At 41.9% G+C, this 16,227-nt stretch carries 16 protein-coding genes and 3 tRNA genes; 12 read left to right on the top strand and 7 right to left on the bottom strand.

The genetic code is table 11. From position 1 onward, the window contains the following. The first annotated feature begins 91 nt into the window (after positions 1-91). The 3 genes from NDN11_RS16470 to NDN11_RS16460 all read left to right on the top strand — a co-directional run bounded on the left by NDN11_RS16470 (position 92) and on the right by NDN11_RS16460 (position 3,451). Complete coding sequence (locus NDN11_RS16470; RefSeq protein ID WP_251110245.1) at positions 92-2,185, top strand: FUSC family protein; 2,094 nt, start codon at positions 92-94, stop codon at positions 2,183-2,185. Beyond that, a complete protein-coding gene (locus NDN11_RS16465; RefSeq protein ID WP_167250312.1) occupies positions 2,178-2,384 on the top strand; it encodes a DUF1656 domain-containing protein in 207 nt (68 codons plus the stop codon). Before NDN11_RS16470 ends, NDN11_RS16465 begins: the two co-directional genes overlap by 8 nt. A gap of 65 nt (positions 2,385-2,449) precedes the next feature. Continuing rightward, positions 2,450-3,451 carry an HlyD family secretion protein gene (locus tag NDN11_RS16460; RefSeq protein ID WP_251110244.1) on the top strand — a complete coding sequence of 334 codons (1,002 nt, stop codon included), beginning with the start codon at positions 2,450-2,452 and terminating at the stop codon, positions 3,449-3,451. A gap of 66 nt (positions 3,452-3,517) precedes the next feature. Here NDN11_RS16460 and ruvX read toward each other — a convergent pair whose 3' ends face one another. The 3 genes from ruvX to recN all read right to left on the bottom strand — a co-directional run bounded on the left by ruvX (position 3,518) and on the right by recN (position 6,281). Then, positions 3,518-3,961 (bottom strand): Holliday junction resolvase RuvX, encoded by a 444-nt coding sequence (gene ruvX, locus NDN11_RS16455; RefSeq protein WP_251110243.1) that lies wholly within the window; start codon positions 3,959-3,961, stop codon positions 3,518-3,520. Beyond that, a complete protein-coding gene (locus NDN11_RS16450; protein WP_167250318.1) occupies positions 3,954-4,508 on the bottom strand; it encodes a YqgE/AlgH family protein in 555 nt (184 codons plus the stop codon). Before NDN11_RS16450 ends, ruvX begins: the two co-directional genes overlap by 8 nt. A gap of 114 nt (positions 4,509-4,622) precedes the next feature. Next, positions 4,623-6,281, bottom strand: coding sequence for a DNA repair protein RecN (gene recN / locus NDN11_RS16445; protein ID WP_251110242.1), 1,659 nt, complete (start codon positions 6,279-6,281; stop codon positions 4,623-4,625). A gap of 596 nt (positions 6,282-6,877) precedes the next feature. Between recN and ppnP the strand changes: the two genes are divergently transcribed. The 3 genes from ppnP (at position 6,878) to NDN11_RS16430 (ending at position 9,092) form a co-directional block, all read left to right on the top strand. After that, positions 6,878-7,204, top strand: a complete 327-nt coding sequence (gene ppnP / locus NDN11_RS16440; RefSeq protein ID WP_004802302.1) for a pyrimidine/purine nucleoside phosphorylase — start codon at positions 6,878-6,880, stop codon at positions 7,202-7,204. A gap of 200 nt (positions 7,205-7,404) precedes the next feature. Beyond that, the gene (rlmB, locus tag NDN11_RS16435) at positions 7,405-8,151 is read left to right on the top strand and encodes a 23S rRNA (guanosine(2251)-2'-O)-methyltransferase RlmB (protein ID WP_004656224.1); all 747 of its coding nucleotides are present in this window, start codon (positions 7,405-7,407) and stop codon (positions 8,149-8,151) included. 29 nt (positions 8,152-8,180) lie between these two features. Beyond that, positions 8,181-9,092 (top strand): DMT family transporter, encoded by a 912-nt coding sequence (locus NDN11_RS16430; protein WP_251110241.1) that lies wholly within the window; start codon positions 8,181-8,183, stop codon positions 9,090-9,092. On the opposite strand, the gene coaE is transcribed toward NDN11_RS16430, so the two are convergent. Genes coaE through pilB form a run of 4 tightly spaced genes read right to left on the bottom strand, consistent with a single transcriptional unit; the run spans position 9,089 to position 13,535 of the window. After that, a complete protein-coding gene (coaE, locus tag NDN11_RS16425) occupies positions 9,089-9,694 on the bottom strand; it encodes a dephospho-CoA kinase (RefSeq protein WP_251110240.1) in 606 nt (201 codons plus the stop codon). The genes NDN11_RS16430 and coaE overlap by 4 nt on opposite strands. A gap of 1 nt (position 9,695) precedes the next feature. Further along, complete coding sequence (locus NDN11_RS16420) at positions 9,696-10,556, bottom strand: prepilin peptidase (RefSeq protein WP_251110239.1); 861 nt, start codon at positions 10,554-10,556, stop codon at positions 9,696-9,698. Positions 10,557-10,568: 12 nt separating this feature from the next. After that, on the bottom strand, positions 10,569-11,798 hold the full coding sequence (locus tag NDN11_RS16415) for a type II secretion system F family protein (RefSeq protein ID WP_251110238.1): 1,230 nt from the start codon (positions 11,796-11,798) through the stop codon (positions 10,569-10,571). A gap of 24 nt (positions 11,799-11,822) precedes the next feature. Then, complete coding sequence (pilB, locus tag NDN11_RS16410; RefSeq protein WP_251110237.1) at positions 11,823-13,535, bottom strand: type IV-A pilus assembly ATPase PilB; 1,713 nt, start codon at positions 13,533-13,535, stop codon at positions 11,823-11,825. Positions 13,536-13,907: 372 nt separating this feature from the next. Between pilB and tpiA the strand changes: the two genes are divergently transcribed. The 6 genes from tpiA to rimP all read left to right on the top strand — a co-directional run bounded on the left by tpiA (position 13,908) and on the right by rimP (position 16,195). Continuing rightward, entirely contained in the window at positions 13,908-14,699 is a 792-nt protein-coding gene (tpiA, locus tag NDN11_RS16405) for a triose-phosphate isomerase (protein WP_251110236.1), read from the top strand. A 12-nt stretch (positions 14,700-14,711) separates the two neighbouring features. Further along, the gene (secG, locus tag NDN11_RS16400; RefSeq protein ID WP_167250335.1) at positions 14,712-15,041 is read left to right on the top strand and encodes a preprotein translocase subunit SecG; all 330 of its coding nucleotides are present in this window, start codon (positions 14,712-14,714) and stop codon (positions 15,039-15,041) included. A gap of 57 nt (positions 15,042-15,098) precedes the next feature. After that, positions 15,099-15,183: transfer RNA gene (locus NDN11_RS16395), tRNA-Leu, on the top strand. A 44-nt stretch (positions 15,184-15,227) separates the two neighbouring features. Further along, positions 15,228-15,304: transfer RNA gene (locus NDN11_RS16390), tRNA-Met, on the top strand. An 88-nt stretch (positions 15,305-15,392) separates the two neighbouring features. Beyond that, positions 15,393-15,469 (top strand) — tRNA-Met (locus NDN11_RS16385). Between the two features lie 201 nt (positions 15,470-15,670). After that, complete coding sequence (gene rimP / locus NDN11_RS16380; protein WP_005154900.1) at positions 15,671-16,195, top strand: ribosome maturation factor RimP; 525 nt, start codon at positions 15,671-15,673, stop codon at positions 16,193-16,195. Positions 16,196-16,227 lie beyond the last annotated feature (32 nt).

The raw sequence follows: 16,227 nt of genomic DNA, 5'->3' as shown, positions 1-16,227 counted from the left end.
TGATTTGAATTCTTTCAGATCGGTTAGGATGAGTTGTCACTTTTTAGTGATGTTATGCGTGGCCAAACTGACTCTGAACAGAGATACATTCATGCTATTTAAACAGTTGTTGGCTTTTAGACCGAGTCGACTCGACATCATCTTTGCCTGCAAAACATTTGTCGCAGGTATGCTGGCACTGTTTATTTCGTTTGAACTAGATTTGATTAATCCGATGTGGTCGATTGGTACGGTACTGATTATCGCCAGTCCATATTCTGGCATGGTGTCTTCAAAATGTGTTTATCGCTTGGTAGGTACTGCCGCAGGGGCGATGATTGCTTTATTTCTCACCCCACATTTTATTAATACGCCATGGTTGTTTACGATTATTTTGTCGTTATGGGTAGGCTTTGCGCTGTACGTATCATTGTTAGACCGCACTCCACGTAGTTATGTATTTATGTTGGCGGGTTATTCAACCGCCATGATTGTGTATAACGCGATTACCTATATTGATACTTATAATATTTTTGATATCGCTTTAGCCCGTGTACTGGAGATTTCAGTGGGCGTGATTTCAACCGCTGTGGTTTCTGCAACGTTTTTTCCTGTGCATGTCGGGGCTATGATTAAACAACGGGTCAATAAGACCCTGAGTGATCTAGAAAGTACTTTTGAAAAGCTGATTACAGTGCAAGAGACATCTGGAAACTATACTCAAGTTCTATCTGTGATCACCCGTGATGCTTCTGATATTCATGCTTTAGCCGTACATTTGGCTTATGAAAAAGGTGAACTGAAAGGAATGACCAAGACCTTGCAGGAAATGCTGCATCAGGTTTCATTGGTGGTTGCCAATCTTGTGGCGCTGTCGCAACGGGTCAAACAGCTTGAACAAATGCAACTTGCCAATCTTGCACCACATTTAAATCGCATCCGTCAGGAAACATTGCTTTTTTTAAAGCAAGATAAAGTGCTGGTGCCAACGGATTTACAAAGCTTACCCATAAAATTTGAACAAGATTTTGTTGAATTGATTGCACAAGCTACCCCTGAACAGCAGATCGTGTTGGGGGCTTTGAAAATGGATGTCCGTCATTTTATTGCCAATATGCTGGCAGTGAAATTGATTTGGCAGCAAATCCAGCAGGGTAATAAAGAGATTCCAGCTGAAATTACGGCAATCACCACTAAATATCCGAGCTTACATCGTGATCACGGGATTGCGATTCGCGGTGGCATCAGTGCGGTGTTGATTACTTTTATTGTAACAGCGGCTTGGATTCTTTCAGGTTGGAAAGCTGGCTTTATGATGGCTCAGATGGGCGCGATTACAGCATGTATCCTCACCGCTTTGGATAATCCTGTACCTGTATTACGCATTTTTATTTGGGGCAGTATTGTCTCAGCTGGTTTGGTTTTTATCTATGCTTTTGGAATCTTCCCGCATATCACTCATTTCTGGCAATTGGCGCTGGTGCTATTTCCAGTATTCCTTGTTGCTGTGAGCATGATGGCCAATCAAATGCTGATGCCTGTAGGGATGGTGCTTGGGATTAATACCATGATGGGATTGAATCTACATAATAAATATACCATGGATGCGGTCTCTTATCTGGATAGTTCCTTTGCAATGGTGTTAGGCGTTTTAGTGTCCCTGATTGTGATTGATTTGGTGCGTGCTGTTTCACCAGATACCAGCGCAACGCGAATTTTAGCTTTGCATTACCAAGCAATGCGACAAGCGTTGCATTTGTCTTATGGTACTGATTTTAAAATTCATTTACGCAGTATGTTAGACCGTGTCGGAGTATTAAATACCAAGATGGTGCAAAACCCCGACGTGAAAACTGCTATTCAAAATGCATTGGTTGAAAGTAGTTCAATTGTTGATTTAGTCCGTTTGCAAGAAATTAGCCAAAAATTGCCACAATTGTTTGAACTAAAAAATGAATTAAACCAGTTACAACAGCAGTTGGCAGATTATTTTCAAACGCAAGAAAAGCAACTTTCAAGTCATCATTTTCCGACTCATATTGTGCGACAAATAGAGCGTTTGCAAGGCATCTCAGAGCAGATTGAAGATGTACAGTTACGGCAGCGGCTGCTCATTTCACTGAATAATATTTGTGAAAGTATTGGTCATGTCTCAATAGAACAGATCTATTCAGACAGATATGGTTTAGGGGTATCTCATGGGTGAAATGAATCTTTATGGGGTTTATATCCCAATCCTTTTGGTGCAAGCCATTGTTGCTTATGTCCTGTTTAAGCTGCTCAGCCCTGTGATTGATCGCTTAGTCATCAAAGGTTGGATTGCATTACCTAGTATTTTTAATTTGTGCCTTTACTTGGGTTTGATGCTGCTGGTGCATTGCCTATTTGTTTGGCTGTGGGCTTGAGGTCTTGGACGAGATGTTGATTCTAAAATTTAATGATGTAAAGAAAGGTGGTAGAGGTCATAAACATGAATGCATTTGATGTAAGAAAAGTTATACGTCCGATTGTATTGCTGGTTGCAATTGTGATTGCCGTTTACACCATCGTGCATTTATGGAATTACTACAATGCAGCACCGTGGACACGTGATGGGCGTGTACGTGGTGATGTGATTCAGGTCGCTTCCGATGTGAATGGTTTGGTAACTGAAGTTTTGGTACAAGACAACCAGACGGTAAAAAAAGGGCAGGTTCTGTTCAAAATTGATGTGGCACGTCAAGCTCTGGATGTTGAACAGGCCAAGTCAGATATTGCCAAAGCCAAAGCGGGTTTAGCACAGGCACATGCAAGTTTAGCAGGTTCAAAAGCGAGTTTAGTGAAAACCGAAGCCAATATGAAGCTGGCTGAGAAAAATGCAGCGCGTTATGCCAGTTTGATGGATGGTGCGGTTTCTAAGCAAGAACAAGATCAGGTTTTTGCAACTCGTGATCAAGCTGTTGCAGAAAAAGAGCAGTTAACAGCAAGTATCGAACAAGCTAATGCAGCCATTCAACAACAGCAAGCATTAATCGAAGTGGCAACCAGCAGCCTTCATTTGGCTCAGTTGAATCTGAATCGTTCTGAAGTGGTTGCTCCTGCAGATGGAACCTTATCTAACTTTGATTTACGGGTTGGTAATTATGTGAAAGTTGGGCAAGCAGTTGCTGCCTTATTAGATCGCCATCAGCTCTATGTCGTGGGTTACTTTGAAGAGACTAAACTGAACCGTATTCATGTTGGTGATGCGGCAACAGTACAATTGATGGGTGATAAGCAGCGCATTCGTGGTCATGTACAAGGGATCGCGACAGGGATTGAAGATCGTGAGCGTTCTGGTAGTTCGAATTTATTGGCGAATGTGAATCCAACCTTTAGTTGGGTACGTTTGGCGCAGCGTGTGCCTGTGAAAATTGTATTGGATGAGCAGCCGCAAAATCCTTTGGCCTTTGTTTCTGGGCGTACCGCGACGGTTAGAATTATTGAGAAATGATTTTATTCACTTACGCTGAGCGGCACGGATGCCGCTATATTGAAAGAACTATAATGAGATTTATGATTAAGGCGTAATTCCTGCTGGGTCGCGATACCAGCTCTGAATCAGTAATGCAGCAGCAAAACTATCCGCCGATAAACGTTTCGCCTGACCTTTGCTTTGATAAAACTCGAGTTCTTCTCTCGCTTCTCGTGTGGTTAAACGCTCATCCACCATCCATGTTTCAATATTGGTTTGATGGCGTAAACGACGGGCGAATTTTCGCGCACGGGCAGAGAGCTCTGATTCACTATCATCCATATTCAACGGTAAGCCAACGAGAAATAAATTGGGTTGCCACTCTTTGACAATCTTTAATAATTTATCCCAGTCTGGAATACCATCTTTCATCGGGAATAATGGCAGGGGATTGCTACTTTCAATACTGGATTGACCCATAGCCATCCCCATTTTTTGGGTACCAAAGTCAAACGCCATGATGGATTGGGATGCTTGCATATCAGGCATGACCAATCTCGGAAGCAAACCAAGTACGGTCTACCCCAATTTTCTTGTAAGCGGCATCCCAACGGTCGTGATAAGGCAAATTAAAAATCAAATCCATATCCGACTCGCAGATCAGCCAATCTCCTCGTGTCATTTCCTCTTCGAGCTGGTTCTTACTCCAGCTGGCATAACCCAAGGCAATCTGATAACGTCCAACACCTTCGTTATGTGCAATGGCATCCAGAATATCTTTACTGGTGGTGATGCAGACGTTTTCACCAACTGCAATCGATGAGTGCCATGTTGGCTGGCCAGTATGCAGTACAAATCCTGCTTCTGGGCGTAATGGGCCACCTTGTAACACAGCATGAGGATGTACATTATCTGCATCAATCTCTAAATCATTGAGTAATTCTTTGATTTGTAAATCTGAAGGTCGGTTGATAATGATGCCCTGAGCGCCGTCTTCGTCATGGCGAGCAATATAGATGACTGTATTGGCAAAAAAGTCATCTACCATGTCTGGTGGAGCGATGAGACAACGGTGAGTTAAATATTGTTTCGTCACCTAGGCGATTCTCCATCAATGTATTGTGCTGATTTATCTAGATAGGTTCTTTTTATCAACATACAAGAGTTAATCGGATTTCGCCAATCTTTTTCTGAAATTTTATCGCTTTAATTAGGCCGTTTGGAACTTCAGCTGACGGAGTTGCCGTGCATGCTGTAAGGTCGTTTCGCTAATTTCGACACCACCTGACATACGTGCTAGCTCTAAAATACGTTGTTCTTCATTCAGTTCGATGATGGTACTGCTGGCTGGGTCAGTCTGTTGTTTCTTCACCAATAAATGCTGGTCTGATTGAGCTGCAACTTGGGCTTGATGGGTGATACAAAGCAGTTGAACATGTTGAGCCAGATCTGCCAGTAAACGACCCACTACTTCAGCCGTACCTCCGCTAATGCCGACATCAATTTCATCGAAGACCAGTACTTCAGCATCTGTTTTTTCTGCATTCATCACTTGCATCACCAGTGCAATACGAGATAACTCTCCACCCGATGCAACGCGTGCCAAGGGTTGTGGTGGCATGCCTTTGTTGGCGGTAAATAGAAGTTGAATAAAGCTGAGACCTTCTGCATTAGGTTCTTGTGGCTCGAATTTAAACTCAAAATGTGCTTCTGGCAGAGCAAGTGGTTTAACTTGTTCGGTCAGTTGTTTCGCTAAAGGAATCGCAGCTGTACGACGGATTTCATCCAGATGTTGCGCTGCTTGTATAAATGCCTGATATGAAACTTCAACTTGCTCGGCCAACGTTTCTGGATCTTCAAGTTGATGGAGTTGTTCTAATTCTTGCTGCCAAATTTCATATTCTTGTTTCAATAATTCAGGTTGGATTCTGTGTTTACGTGCCAAACGATGGAAGACTTCTAGTGTTGTATTAAGTTGTTCCATGCGTTCAGGGTCAAAACTTTGCCGATCAATAAATTGACGTAAACTTGCGGTTGCATCATCAATTTCGCTTTGGGCATTTAACAAAGAGTTATAAATATTGGCTAACTGTTCGCTGCGACCTGCGTGTGATTCTAAACGACGGATAATCGAGGCAACTTCTTGGGTAATATTCTGCTCAGCTTCATCCAAGACATTGAGACTATAACTACAGTCCTGCATGATATGTTCATGATGGCTGAGGCGATCGAACTCTTGTTCTATTTCGCGATAATCAGTTTGAACAACCTCTTCAAGCTCTTCAAGCTGGGATTCTAAACGTTGTATTTTTTGAATACGGGTGGTTTGTGCATCTAAGGCAGCTTGATGTTGGCGAATATTTCGTTGCCATGTGCTATAGGCTTCACGTACTGCATATGAAGGTTCGGCAAAATTATGATAACGATCCAGCCAACGTTTAGGATAAGGTGGCTCGAGTAACTGTTGCTGGCTGTGCTGGCTATAAAGCTGAACCAGTAAACGTCCGATTTCTTTGAGTTCGGCCAAGCTGCTTGGGCGACCATTGATCCATGCCTTACTGCGGCCTGTGGCAAAAATCACACGTCTTAAGTGGATTTCGCCTGAATCATCATCCAGTTCATGTTCGGTGAGCCAATGTGCTTCGGCACTTTCCGCTTGATAACTAAACACAGCGGTGACATCGGCTTTGTCTGCACCATAACGCACATAATTAGTATCAGTACGTTCACCTAAGCAGGCAGAAAGCGCATCTAACAATAATGATTTGCCCGCGCCAGTTTCGCCAGTCAGTACATTGAAGCCTTGTTCAATATCTAAAGCCAAATGGTCAGCGAGTGCAAAATTAATTAAAGTTAAATGGGTGAGCATAAAGCATCCAATGCACAGAATCTTTTGCTTAAAGATAGAGAAGTTTTAAAGTGACGACAAGAGTTGAATGTAGGATTTTCCTGATTTACTGGATAGATAGGAGGTTATTTTGTTATGTGTTTAATCTCTTGGCTTTTTCTTCAACATTTATAAGGGGGAGTAAAGGTAATGATTATTAATGTTTATTATTCCCCGCCACTCGCAGTATATGAGCCATGTATGGCGTAAGGTCTTGCACTCAGACCTTGTGAAGCGATGCGTCTCTTGGGTTGCTTTCTACTTTACTCACAGCCTAGCTGTTCGACTTGCGCCGAGACAAAGCGTTACTTTGTTAATCCTCGTCACTTGTAGCAGAGCTACTCGTCTTCTTGCGGAACTTGAACGTTCCTCAGGACAAAGCTTCGCTTTACTTTTCCTCTTCACTCACAGCCTAGCTGTTCGACTTGCACCCAGACAAAGCGTTGCTTTGTTAATCTGGGCTCAGGTATGAAAATTGCTATGTTTAGCCTAGAAAATGGATTGATTAGTTGCCGCAGCGCAATTAAACTACGTCCAGCATAACCTAATATAAATGCGGCATTATTTGGAGAGTACGCATGAGTTCAGTGCAATTTGATCATGTAACGGTCATTAAGAAATCGAATGTGTATTTTGGTGGGGCATGTATTAGCCATACTGTACAATTTGAAGATGGTACAAAAAAGACTTTAGGGGTTATTTTACCTACTGAACAAGCTTTAACGTTTGAAACACATGTTCCAGAGCGTATGGAAATTATTTCTGGTGAATGCCGTGTCAAAATAGCAGATAGCACTGAAAGTGAATTATTTCGCGCAGGTCAATCTTTTTATGTACCTGGCAATAGCATGTTCCACATTGAAGCAGACGAAGTACTTGATTATGTCTGTCATTTAGAAGGCTAACCTATTCCTTCTTAAATCGAGTACACTAGACTCAATAGAAATCCTGTGAAGTCATTTTGCAGGATTTTTTTATTAAGTACTCTTGCTGAGCTATAATCGCTCCTCACCTGTAAAGTTGCTTTGCAGGATTTTTATTTTTTCAAAATCCCCATTCTAATTATCCTTCTTTATACATGAGGGAATACTGCAAGAGGTTGTTCATGGCAAAACCTGAATATTATTATGGCGTTCATTCTGTGGAGTCATTATTGGAGTTGGAGCCTGAACGCGTTTTGACTTTATTTACCTTAAAAGGTCGCGATGATCAGCGTTTGCAAAAAATTTTGCAGCTGGCAGAGCCTTTCGGTATCAGTGTACAAAAAGCCAGCCGTGATAGTTTGGAAAAGCTTGCGGGCTTACCCTTTCATCAGGGTGTAGTGGCAGCTGTTCGCCCACATCCAACTTTAAATGAAAAAGATTTGGATGAGCTCATGCAGCAGTCGCCAGATGCATTGCTGTTGGCACTTGATCAAGTGACTGATCCGCATAATCTGGGTGCATGTATTCGTACTGCGGCTGCAATGGGCGTTCAAGCAGTGATTGTTCCCCGTGATCGTTCAGCCAGTTTGACACCGACCGCACGTAAAGTTGCAGCTGGTGGCGCTGAAAAAGTGAAATTCATTCAAGTCACAAATCTTGCCCGAACCCTAGCGCACTTAAAAGACACTACCCATACCCGTGTGATTGGTACGATGTTAGATGAAAAAGCATTACCGATACATCAGTGTGATTTCAATGGCCCTGTGGTGATTGTGATGGGTGCAGAAGATACAGGTTTGAGACCAATCACACAGTCACAGTGTGATCATACGGTTTATATTCCAATGTCAGGTGATTTGCAGAGTTTGAATGTCAGTGTTGCAACAGGTATGGCGCTTTATGAAGCCTGCCGCCAACGTGGTGTATAATTTCGTCATTCTGGTTCGTGTAATTTAAAATGACTACTCGTACCCAAGGCTATTTCTTTGTCTTTATTACCATGTGCATTTGGGGAGGATTCACCATTTTCTCCCGCCTAAATGCACATTGGCATGTCAGTGTTTGGGATCTGGTGGCAATGCGTTTTACGATTGCCTCTTTGATTCTACTCCCAGTCTTGATTTATAAAAAGGATTTCACATTTCTGTGGCATCCAAGACCAATCATTTTGGCACTGATTGGTGGTTTGGTTTATTGTCTAACGGTCTATAACGCTTTTCTGTATGCTCCAGCTGCGCATGCCGCTATATTTCTCAATGGCTGTATTCCCTTGTGTACTGCTGTAGCTGCTTATGTATTGTTTAGGCAGCCTTTTGATAAACATACGTGGTTTAGTCTGATCATTATGATGGCTGCTTTGATGTTAATGAGTTATCTCATGCTGCATGATCAATCTTCAGGATTGGGTGTAGGAGATTTACTACTTTTTATCAGTGCGGTGTGGTGGGGGATTTTCACGGTATTGTTGAAGCAGTGGAAATTATCTGCTTGGCATGCGACAGCGGGTGTGGTGATTTGGTCGGCTATTATTTATTTACCGATTTATATTTTATTTATTCCTAAGCATTTTCAGGATGCAGCGCCTATACATTTACTAATTCAAGGGCTGTTCCATGGCGTCTTGGTGGTGATCGTGGCAACGTTGACGTATGTGGCAGCAATTGAGCGCTTAGGTGCATTTAAGACAGGTAGTATTGTTACATTGGCACCATTTATTGCAGCTATTGTGGCAGTCCCTTTGCTAAATGAGCCGCTAAATGCCGCGATTGTATGCGGACTTATCGGCATGGGAATTGGTGCATTGCAACCATGGCGATGGTTTCGTAAAGATACTTTAGCCGCAAAACTGGCACAACAGAAACAAAATTAATAGGTTTGTTCGGCACGCTGTAAATAGCTTAAATGCAATGGTACGAGTTGTTGATGGAGATGTTCTAGTAATCCGTCATTGAGTACAATATCATCCGCTAATTGCTGTTTCTGGGCACGTGACATTTGAGCTGCAATAATTTTTCGGATCTGTTCTTCACTTTGCCCATCTCTTTGAGTGGCGCGTTGTAGCTGAGTTTGTTCGTCTGCATCGACCAGTAAGGTATGTTGAACCAGTTCATGTTGGTTGGTTTCAAACAAAAGAGGTGAGACTAAAATTACATATGGGCTTTCAGCCTGTTGCAATTGCTGAATAATTGACTGGCGAATGGCTGGGTGGGTAATTTTCTCTAAGTCCTGACGTGCTTGTGGAAACTGGAAGATATGTTCTCGTAGCGCGCGTCGATCGAGATTACCGTCGGCTAATAAGACCCAATCCCCAAAAGCTTCTTGAATTGATTTTAATGCAGGTTGGTCAGGTTGTACCACTTCCCGAGCTACGACATCAGCATCAATCACCGCAATTCCTTGGGATTCAAACCATTGTGTGGCTGCAGATTTGCCACTTCCAATACCGCCTGTAATACCCAAGATAAAACTCATATTAACCACCAAGATAAACTTTCATAATCTGATCACCCCATAAAAATGCAACCCAACCTGCAATCGCAATATAAGGACCAAATGCAAAAGGTTGATTTTCACCGCGCATTTTCATCAAGATAATACCAATAATTGCACCAAGCATTGAAGAGAGTAGTACAATTAAAGGCAGTAGCATTGGACCCATCCAAGCGCCTAATGCGGCAAGTAGTTTGAAGTCGCCATACCCCATACCTTCCTTGCCTGTAATTAGCTTAAAGATGTAATAAACAGTCCAGAGACAAAGGAAGCCAATCAAATAACCCCAGATTGCCGCACTGGCTGTGGTGTAAATGGCATAGCTATTAATCCCTAAACCTAAAGCGGCTAGGGGCAGGGTAAAACGATCAGGCAGCAACTGTGTATCAAAATCAATAAAGGTTAGTGTGATCAAAACCCAAGTTAAGATTAAGCCAAATAGCATTTGTACGGTTGCACCAAATACAGCTACCACAATCAACGAACAGGTCATGGTGAGTAATTCAATCAGTGGATAACGGATACTAATTGAATTCTGACAAGCCCCACATTTACCACGAAGCAATATCCAACTGATCACAGGGATATTTTGATACCAACGAATGGTTGAATCACATTTAGGGCAGGTGGAGGCAGGTTGGCTTAAGCTGAGTTTGCTTTGATCTATAATCGTTTGCTCAGGATGGAGCAACATCTGGCATTCTTGCTGCCATTCCTGTTCCATCATTCGAGGTGTGCGAAAAATGACAACATTTAAAAAGCTGCCAATACATAAACTAAAAAGCCCAACTGCAAAATAAAGTGCAGTTGGGTTTTCGATAAAATAAGAAAATAAAGATTGCATTTAAGTACCAAATTATCCAACAACTGAGCCCATTTGGAAGATTGGTAAATACATCGCAATCACCAGGCCACCCACTAGCACACCAAGAATCGCCATGATTAAAGGTTCCATCATAGACGTTAAGCCATCCACTGCATTGTCCACTTCATTTTCATAATGAGTGGCAACTTTATCAAGCATACTGTCTAAAGCACCAGATTCTTCACCAATCGCGACCATTTGGATTGCCATAGAAGGAAAACGGTTAGAAATACGCATTGCAAATTGTAGTTGTTGACCAGTGGCGACGTCTTCACGAATTTTCATCACTGCTTCTTCATAAATGACGTTATTGGTTGCGCCAGCAGTCGATTCAAGTGCATCAATCAGTGGTACACCAGCTGCAAAGGTGGTCGCAAGTGTGCGACTATAACGTGCAATAATCGCTTTATAGACCAAGTCCCCAAAAATAGGTGCTTTGAGTGCCATTTTATCTAACAAATCACGGAATTTCTTACTGCGTTTTTTAGCTTCAAGGAAGGAAGCAATAATTGCACCAATCACAATAATCAGAATAAACCAATATTCTTGCATCCACTTGGACATTTCTACGACCATTTTGGTAAAAGCGGGGAGGTCTGCGCCAAATGAGCTAAACAAGTCTTGGAAAACTGGGACTACTTTGACCATCAAAATAATGGTGACAATCACTGCAACCACAACGACTGTGATTGGATATTTCATGGCTTTTTTAATTTTTTGCTTGAGTAACTCACTCTTTTCTTTATAGATAGCGACGCGATCAAGCATGGTTTCAAGTGCACCAGACTGTTCACCCGATTCAACCAAAGAGCAAAATAGGTTGTCAAAATACTGTGGATATTTTTTCAAAGCACCAGCAAAGGTATTACCCCCTTCGACCTCACCTTTAATACCGAGTACCACTTCACGCATAGATGGATTTTCAAGTCCCTCGGCTACGATTTCAAAGCCTTGAACCAAAGGAACACCTGCTTTCATCATGGTTGCCAATTGACGGGTGAAAATGGTGATATCCAGTGTTGTCACTTTTTTCTTCATCAAACCTTCGAGAATATTTTTACGTTTTTCTCGAATATTCTTAATGGTCACCCCTTGTTTACGCAGAGTAACTTTAGCCAAAGCCATATTACGTGCTGGTAATTCCCCTTTAATTTTTGCCCCTTTCCGGTCGACCCCTTCATAAGCAAAAGTTGGCATCATTTGCGCTTTTTTAGCTGCCATGATTATTAATCCTTTTTATTGATTTTATTCACTTGTTACTCGGTTGACTTCTTGCAAAGAGGTAATTCCCTGCATGACCTTTTTCAAACCTGAACGACGTAGATTATTAAAACCTGCTTGTTCTGATGCTGCCGCAATTTGTAAGGCATTACCATCTTCCATAATTAGTCTGGAAATTTCTGGAGTGACCTTCATAACCTCGTAAATCCCCACACGACCTTTATAGCCTTCACGGCACTCAGCACAACCAATAGGTTGAAAAATTTTGAATTCAGGGTCATTTAAATCTTGTTCAGTAAAGCCGAGTTCTAACAGGCTTTGTTTAGGAATACTAATTTCTTCCTTGCATTGACCACAGAGGCGACGCGCTAAGCGTTGCGCAATGACCAGATTGACTGAGGTTGCGATGTTGAACGAAGGGACCCCCATATTGCGTAATCGGGTCAAGGTTTCTGGTGCACTGTTGGTGTGTAGGGTTGACATCACCATATGACCCGTTTGTGCGGCTTTAATGGCAATTTCAGCGGTTTCCAGATCACGAATCTCCCCGACCATGATTACATCCGGATCTTGGCGTAAGAAAGCTTTGAGTGCAGCGGAGAAGGTGAGTCCAGTTTTGGGATTCACATTGACCTGATTAATCCCTTCCAAGTTAATTTCAACAGGATCTTCGGCGGTAGAAATATTGGTGTCTTCGGTATTCAGTATATTTAAACCCGTATACAACGAAACTGTTTTACCAGAACCTGTTGGACCTGTAATCAGTAGCATGCCTTGAGGCTTATCCAGCGCATCCATAAATAAGGCTTTTTGCTCATCTTCATAACCGAGCGCTTCAATGCCAAGCATGGCACTAGACGGATCTAGAATACGAAGTACCAGTTTCTCACCAAATAGTGTAGGAAGTGAGTTAACACGGAAATCAATTGCTTTGGTCTTGGATAGTTTGAGTTTAATACGCCCATCTTGTGGCATACGTTTCTCGGAAATATCCATTTGCGACATGACTTTTAAACGCGAGGCGAGACGTGTTGCCATTTGTAATGGTGGGTTAGCAATCTGACGGAGTACACCATCGACACGATAACGGACACGGTACATTTTTTCATAAGGCTCAAAATGTAAGTCAGATGCACCCATACGAATGGCATCAATCAATAACTTATTAATATATTTTACAATCGGAGACTCATCGCCTTGTGGCGTATCATCCTCTTCTTTCGTAGGGTCTTGGCTAACATCAATGTCTAGATCAAATTCTTCGCTGTCGCCAAAATCGAAACTGCCAGAATCACCGAATTGTTGTTCAATCAGTTTTTCGAGTTTAGTGTGCTCAACAATAATTGGTTCAATATTGAGTTTGGTGTTGAAGCGAATCGCATCCAACGCTTCAATATTGGTTGGATTACTAGTCGCGACATATAAAATCTGCCCGCGCTGTAGTAATGGGGCAACTTTATGTTTTTGAATTAATTTGTTGTCTGCCAGATCACGCGGCAGCAAAGCCGTGTCATATACAGCCAGATCGAAGAGTGGTTCGCCAAACTCCGCAGCAATCGTTTCAGCAATGGTCAGTGGTGATAAACGATGTTGTTCAATCAGGTGTGCAACAATATCTTGCTGTGCTTTTTTAGCCGCATCAATTGCGGTTTGCATGGTTGTGGTGGACATGTGTCCATCTTCAACTAACCGTCGAATAAACCCCGAAAACTTTGGAGACGTATGTAATCCTGACATCTGTCCGCCTTATGACAATAAATGTTTATAATATGTATTTTAAAAATTATACTTTTGTTATGCAAAAATACTACTACAGAAAGTGTTGTTTTTGCCTTGATTCATGGTGAAAACTTTGAACTGATCGAGTTTTTTGCAAATTAATTTTCTTTTATTGAAATAAATCTTGTCAATAATCAAATCAATTCGATTTCAGTAAGCTTTTAATTTTCGAATGAATCACCATTATATTGCGGTGGTTGTATCGCTAATTCTATTGAACTTTATGATTTTTGATTCATTTATATGGCAGTAAAAGAAAAAACTGAATTTTATAAAAATCCGTGTAAAATATGCAGCATTTTTGAGAAATTAACAGTGGGTGGGCGAAGTATGTCGAACTCGAGCATTACTCCTTGGGTTGTTGGCAATTGGAAAATGAATCCAATGCATGCGAATGCTTTCCAATTAGTAGAAGAATTTAAACAGTTATTACAACAGGACAATATTGCTGCTGAGCAATGCCATATTGGTGTTGCCCCAGTGGCAATCGCTTTGACTGGTATTCAAGCGCAATTTAAAGATGCTGCGAGAGCGATTTACACTGTTGCTCAAGATGTTTCTCGTGTTGCAGGAACAGGCGCTTATACAGGTGAAGTCAGTGCCGAACTGTTAAAAGACAGTGGTATTGAATTCGTTTTAATTGGGCATTCTGAACGCCGTGAGTTGTTTGGTGATGATGTCGAAATCTTAAAAGCTAAATTACAAAATGCATTGAATGCTGGTTTGACTGTTATCTATTGTGTGGGCGAAAGCTTAGAGCAGCGTGAGCAGGGCGCAGCTGAACAAGTGGTATTACAACAAATTTGTGATATGGCTGCTGTTGTAAAAACTGAACAATGGCAAAATATTGTGGTAGCGTATGAACCTATTTGGGCGATTGGAACAGGGAAGACAGCTTCTCCTGCTGACGCTCAAGCAATGCACGCAAAAATTCGTGAAGGTCTAAAGCAAATCACAGCATTTGGTGCTGATATGGCGATTCTTTATGGCGGCAGCGTAAAAGCTGAAAATGCAGTTGAATTGGCAGCATGTCCAGATATTAATGGTGCTTTGGTGGGTGGTGCATCTTTAAATGCGCAATCGTTTTACCAAATCGCAAAAGCATTTGCACAAAGCAAATAACGAGGAATTGAAATGTATAGTTTTATACTCGTTGTACATATCATTTTAGCAATTTTAATTATTGCTTTGGTTCTGGTACAACAAGGTAAAGGCGCAGAAGCAGGCGCATCATTTGGTGGTGGCGGTGCTGCTACTGTATTTGGTGCTTCAGGTGCAGGTAACTTTTTAACTCGTTTAACTGCGATTTTTACTGCATTGTTCTTTGTCACCAGTTTAACGCTCGCTGTATTTGCTAAAAAACAGACGACAGATGCGTATAGTTTAAAAACTGTTCAAACAACGACATCTGCACCAGCGACATCGCCTGAAACTTCACCAAATGCACCAAAAACAACTGAATAAGTTGAATTAGCACTTTCCTTTTTGCATTTAAGGGAATAGAATGCGTCCCACAATACTGCGGTGGTGGTGGAATTGGTAGACACGCTACCTTGAGGTGGTAGTGCTTTCGGGCGTGGGGGTTCAAGTCCCCCCTTCCGCACCAAGCTTAATAACCAGTAAGTTTGGTGTGTGCAGTGTTTGTATTGTTGCGGGATGGAGCAGTCTGGTAGCTCGTCGGGCTCATAACCCGAAGGTCGTTGGTTCAAATCCAGCTCCCGCTACCATTTGATTAAGGTGCAACTTAATCAAGCGAGTATGAAGAAAACTTAAATTGACTTTTTTTCATATTTGTATATAATTTTTGCACGTTGATGCGGGATGGAGCAGTCTGGTAGCTCGTCGGGCTCATAACCCGAAGGTCGTTGGTTCAAATCCAGCTCCCGCTACCAAGTTTCTAAAAAGAGGCTCACAATAAGGTGGGCCTTTTTGCACAGTGGGCTTTGCTTTTCTGTGTAACATAGGGGCGATTTACGCCCTTTTTTATTGGTTGTTTAGCTATATCGTGTAGTTGTTCGACATCAATTGGTCAAATAGTCGTGCTTCACTATACGGTTAAGATTGATTGGCTCGTATGAGAGCGACGAGAGTAAATGAAATTATCAAATAAATCTCAAGCATTGCATGATCTAATTGCACCAGCTGTAGCTGCGTGTGGTGTAGATTTGTGGGGAATTGAATTCCTCCCACAAGGGAAACGTTCTTTATTACGCATTTATATTGATAAAGCGGTCGATGAGAATGTTGAACCTGTCTTAACAGAAGATGGTGAAGTTGAACTCGGGCGTGGTATTGGCGTTCAAGATTGTGTCCTCGTGACGCAACAAGTGGGTGCAATGCTTGATGTTCATGATCCAATTTCAGGTGAATATGCTTTAGAAGTTTCTTCACCAGGTTGGGATCGTCCATTTTTCCAATTGAACCAACTGCCTGCCTATATCGGGCAACAAGTGGCTTTACGATTAATTGCTGCTGTCGAGAACCGTCGCAAATTCCAAGCGAAATTACTTTCTGTAGACTTAGAAAATGAAATGATTCAAGTCGAAGTTGAAGGTAATCATGTGCTTGAAATTGATAGTCATAATATTGATAAAGCAAATTTAATCTATCAAGACTAATATTAACTTAATTTTATAAGAAATCGGTAGGT

It is taken from the genome of Acinetobacter sp. C26M, assembly GCF_023702675.1.
Taxonomy (GTDB): Bacteria; Pseudomonadota; Gammaproteobacteria; order Pseudomonadales; family Moraxellaceae; genus Acinetobacter.
Note: the sequence above shows the minus strand (reverse complement) of the source record. Positions and strands in the feature narration are given on the sequence as shown.

What these genes read in the sequence shown, in the direction of transcription:
- NDN11_RS16470 (WP_251110245.1), top strand. Translation starts at nt 92, where the DNA reads ATGCTATTTAAACAGTTGTTGGCTTTTAGACCGAGTCGACTCGACATC.
- NDN11_RS16465 (WP_167250312.1), top strand. Translation starts at nt 2,178, where the DNA reads ATGGGTGAAATGAATCTTTATGGGGTTTATATCCCAATCCTTTTGGTG.
- NDN11_RS16460 (WP_251110244.1), top strand. Translation starts at nt 2,450, where the DNA reads ATGAATGCATTTGATGTAAGAAAAGTTATACGTCCGATTGTATTGCTG.
- ruvX (WP_251110243.1), bottom strand. Translation starts at nt 3,961, where the DNA reads ATGCCTGATATGCAAGCATCCCAATCCATCATGGCGTTTGACTTTGGT.
- recN (WP_251110242.1), bottom strand. Translation starts at nt 6,281, where the DNA reads ATGCTCACCCATTTAACTTTAATTAATTTTGCACTCGCTGACCATTTG.
- ppnP (WP_004802302.1), top strand. Translation starts at nt 6,878, where the DNA reads ATGAGTTCAGTGCAATTTGATCATGTAACGGTCATTAAGAAATCGAAT.
- rlmB (WP_004656224.1), top strand. Translation starts at nt 7,405, where the DNA reads ATGGCAAAACCTGAATATTATTATGGCGTTCATTCTGTGGAGTCATTA.
- NDN11_RS16430 (WP_251110241.1), top strand. Translation starts at nt 8,181, where the DNA reads ATGACTACTCGTACCCAAGGCTATTTCTTTGTCTTTATTACCATGTGC.
- coaE (WP_251110240.1), bottom strand. Translation starts at nt 9,694, where the DNA reads ATGAGTTTTATCTTGGGTATTACAGGCGGTATTGGAAGTGGCAAATCT.
- NDN11_RS16420 (WP_251110239.1), bottom strand. Translation starts at nt 10,556, where the DNA reads ATGCAATCTTTATTTTCTTATTTTATCGAAAACCCAACTGCACTTTAT.
- NDN11_RS16415 (WP_251110238.1), bottom strand. Translation starts at nt 11,798, where the DNA reads ATGGCAGCTAAAAAAGCGCAAATGATGCCAACTTTTGCTTATGAAGGG.
- pilB (WP_251110237.1), bottom strand. Translation starts at nt 13,535, where the DNA reads ATGTCAGGATTACATACGTCTCCAAAGTTTTCGGGGTTTATTCGACGG.
- tpiA (WP_251110236.1), top strand. Translation starts at nt 13,908, where the DNA reads ATGTCGAACTCGAGCATTACTCCTTGGGTTGTTGGCAATTGGAAAATG.
- secG (WP_167250335.1), top strand. Translation starts at nt 14,712, where the DNA reads ATGTATAGTTTTATACTCGTTGTACATATCATTTTAGCAATTTTAATT.
- rimP (WP_005154900.1), top strand. Translation starts at nt 15,671, where the DNA reads ATGAAATTATCAAATAAATCTCAAGCATTGCATGATCTAATTGCACCA.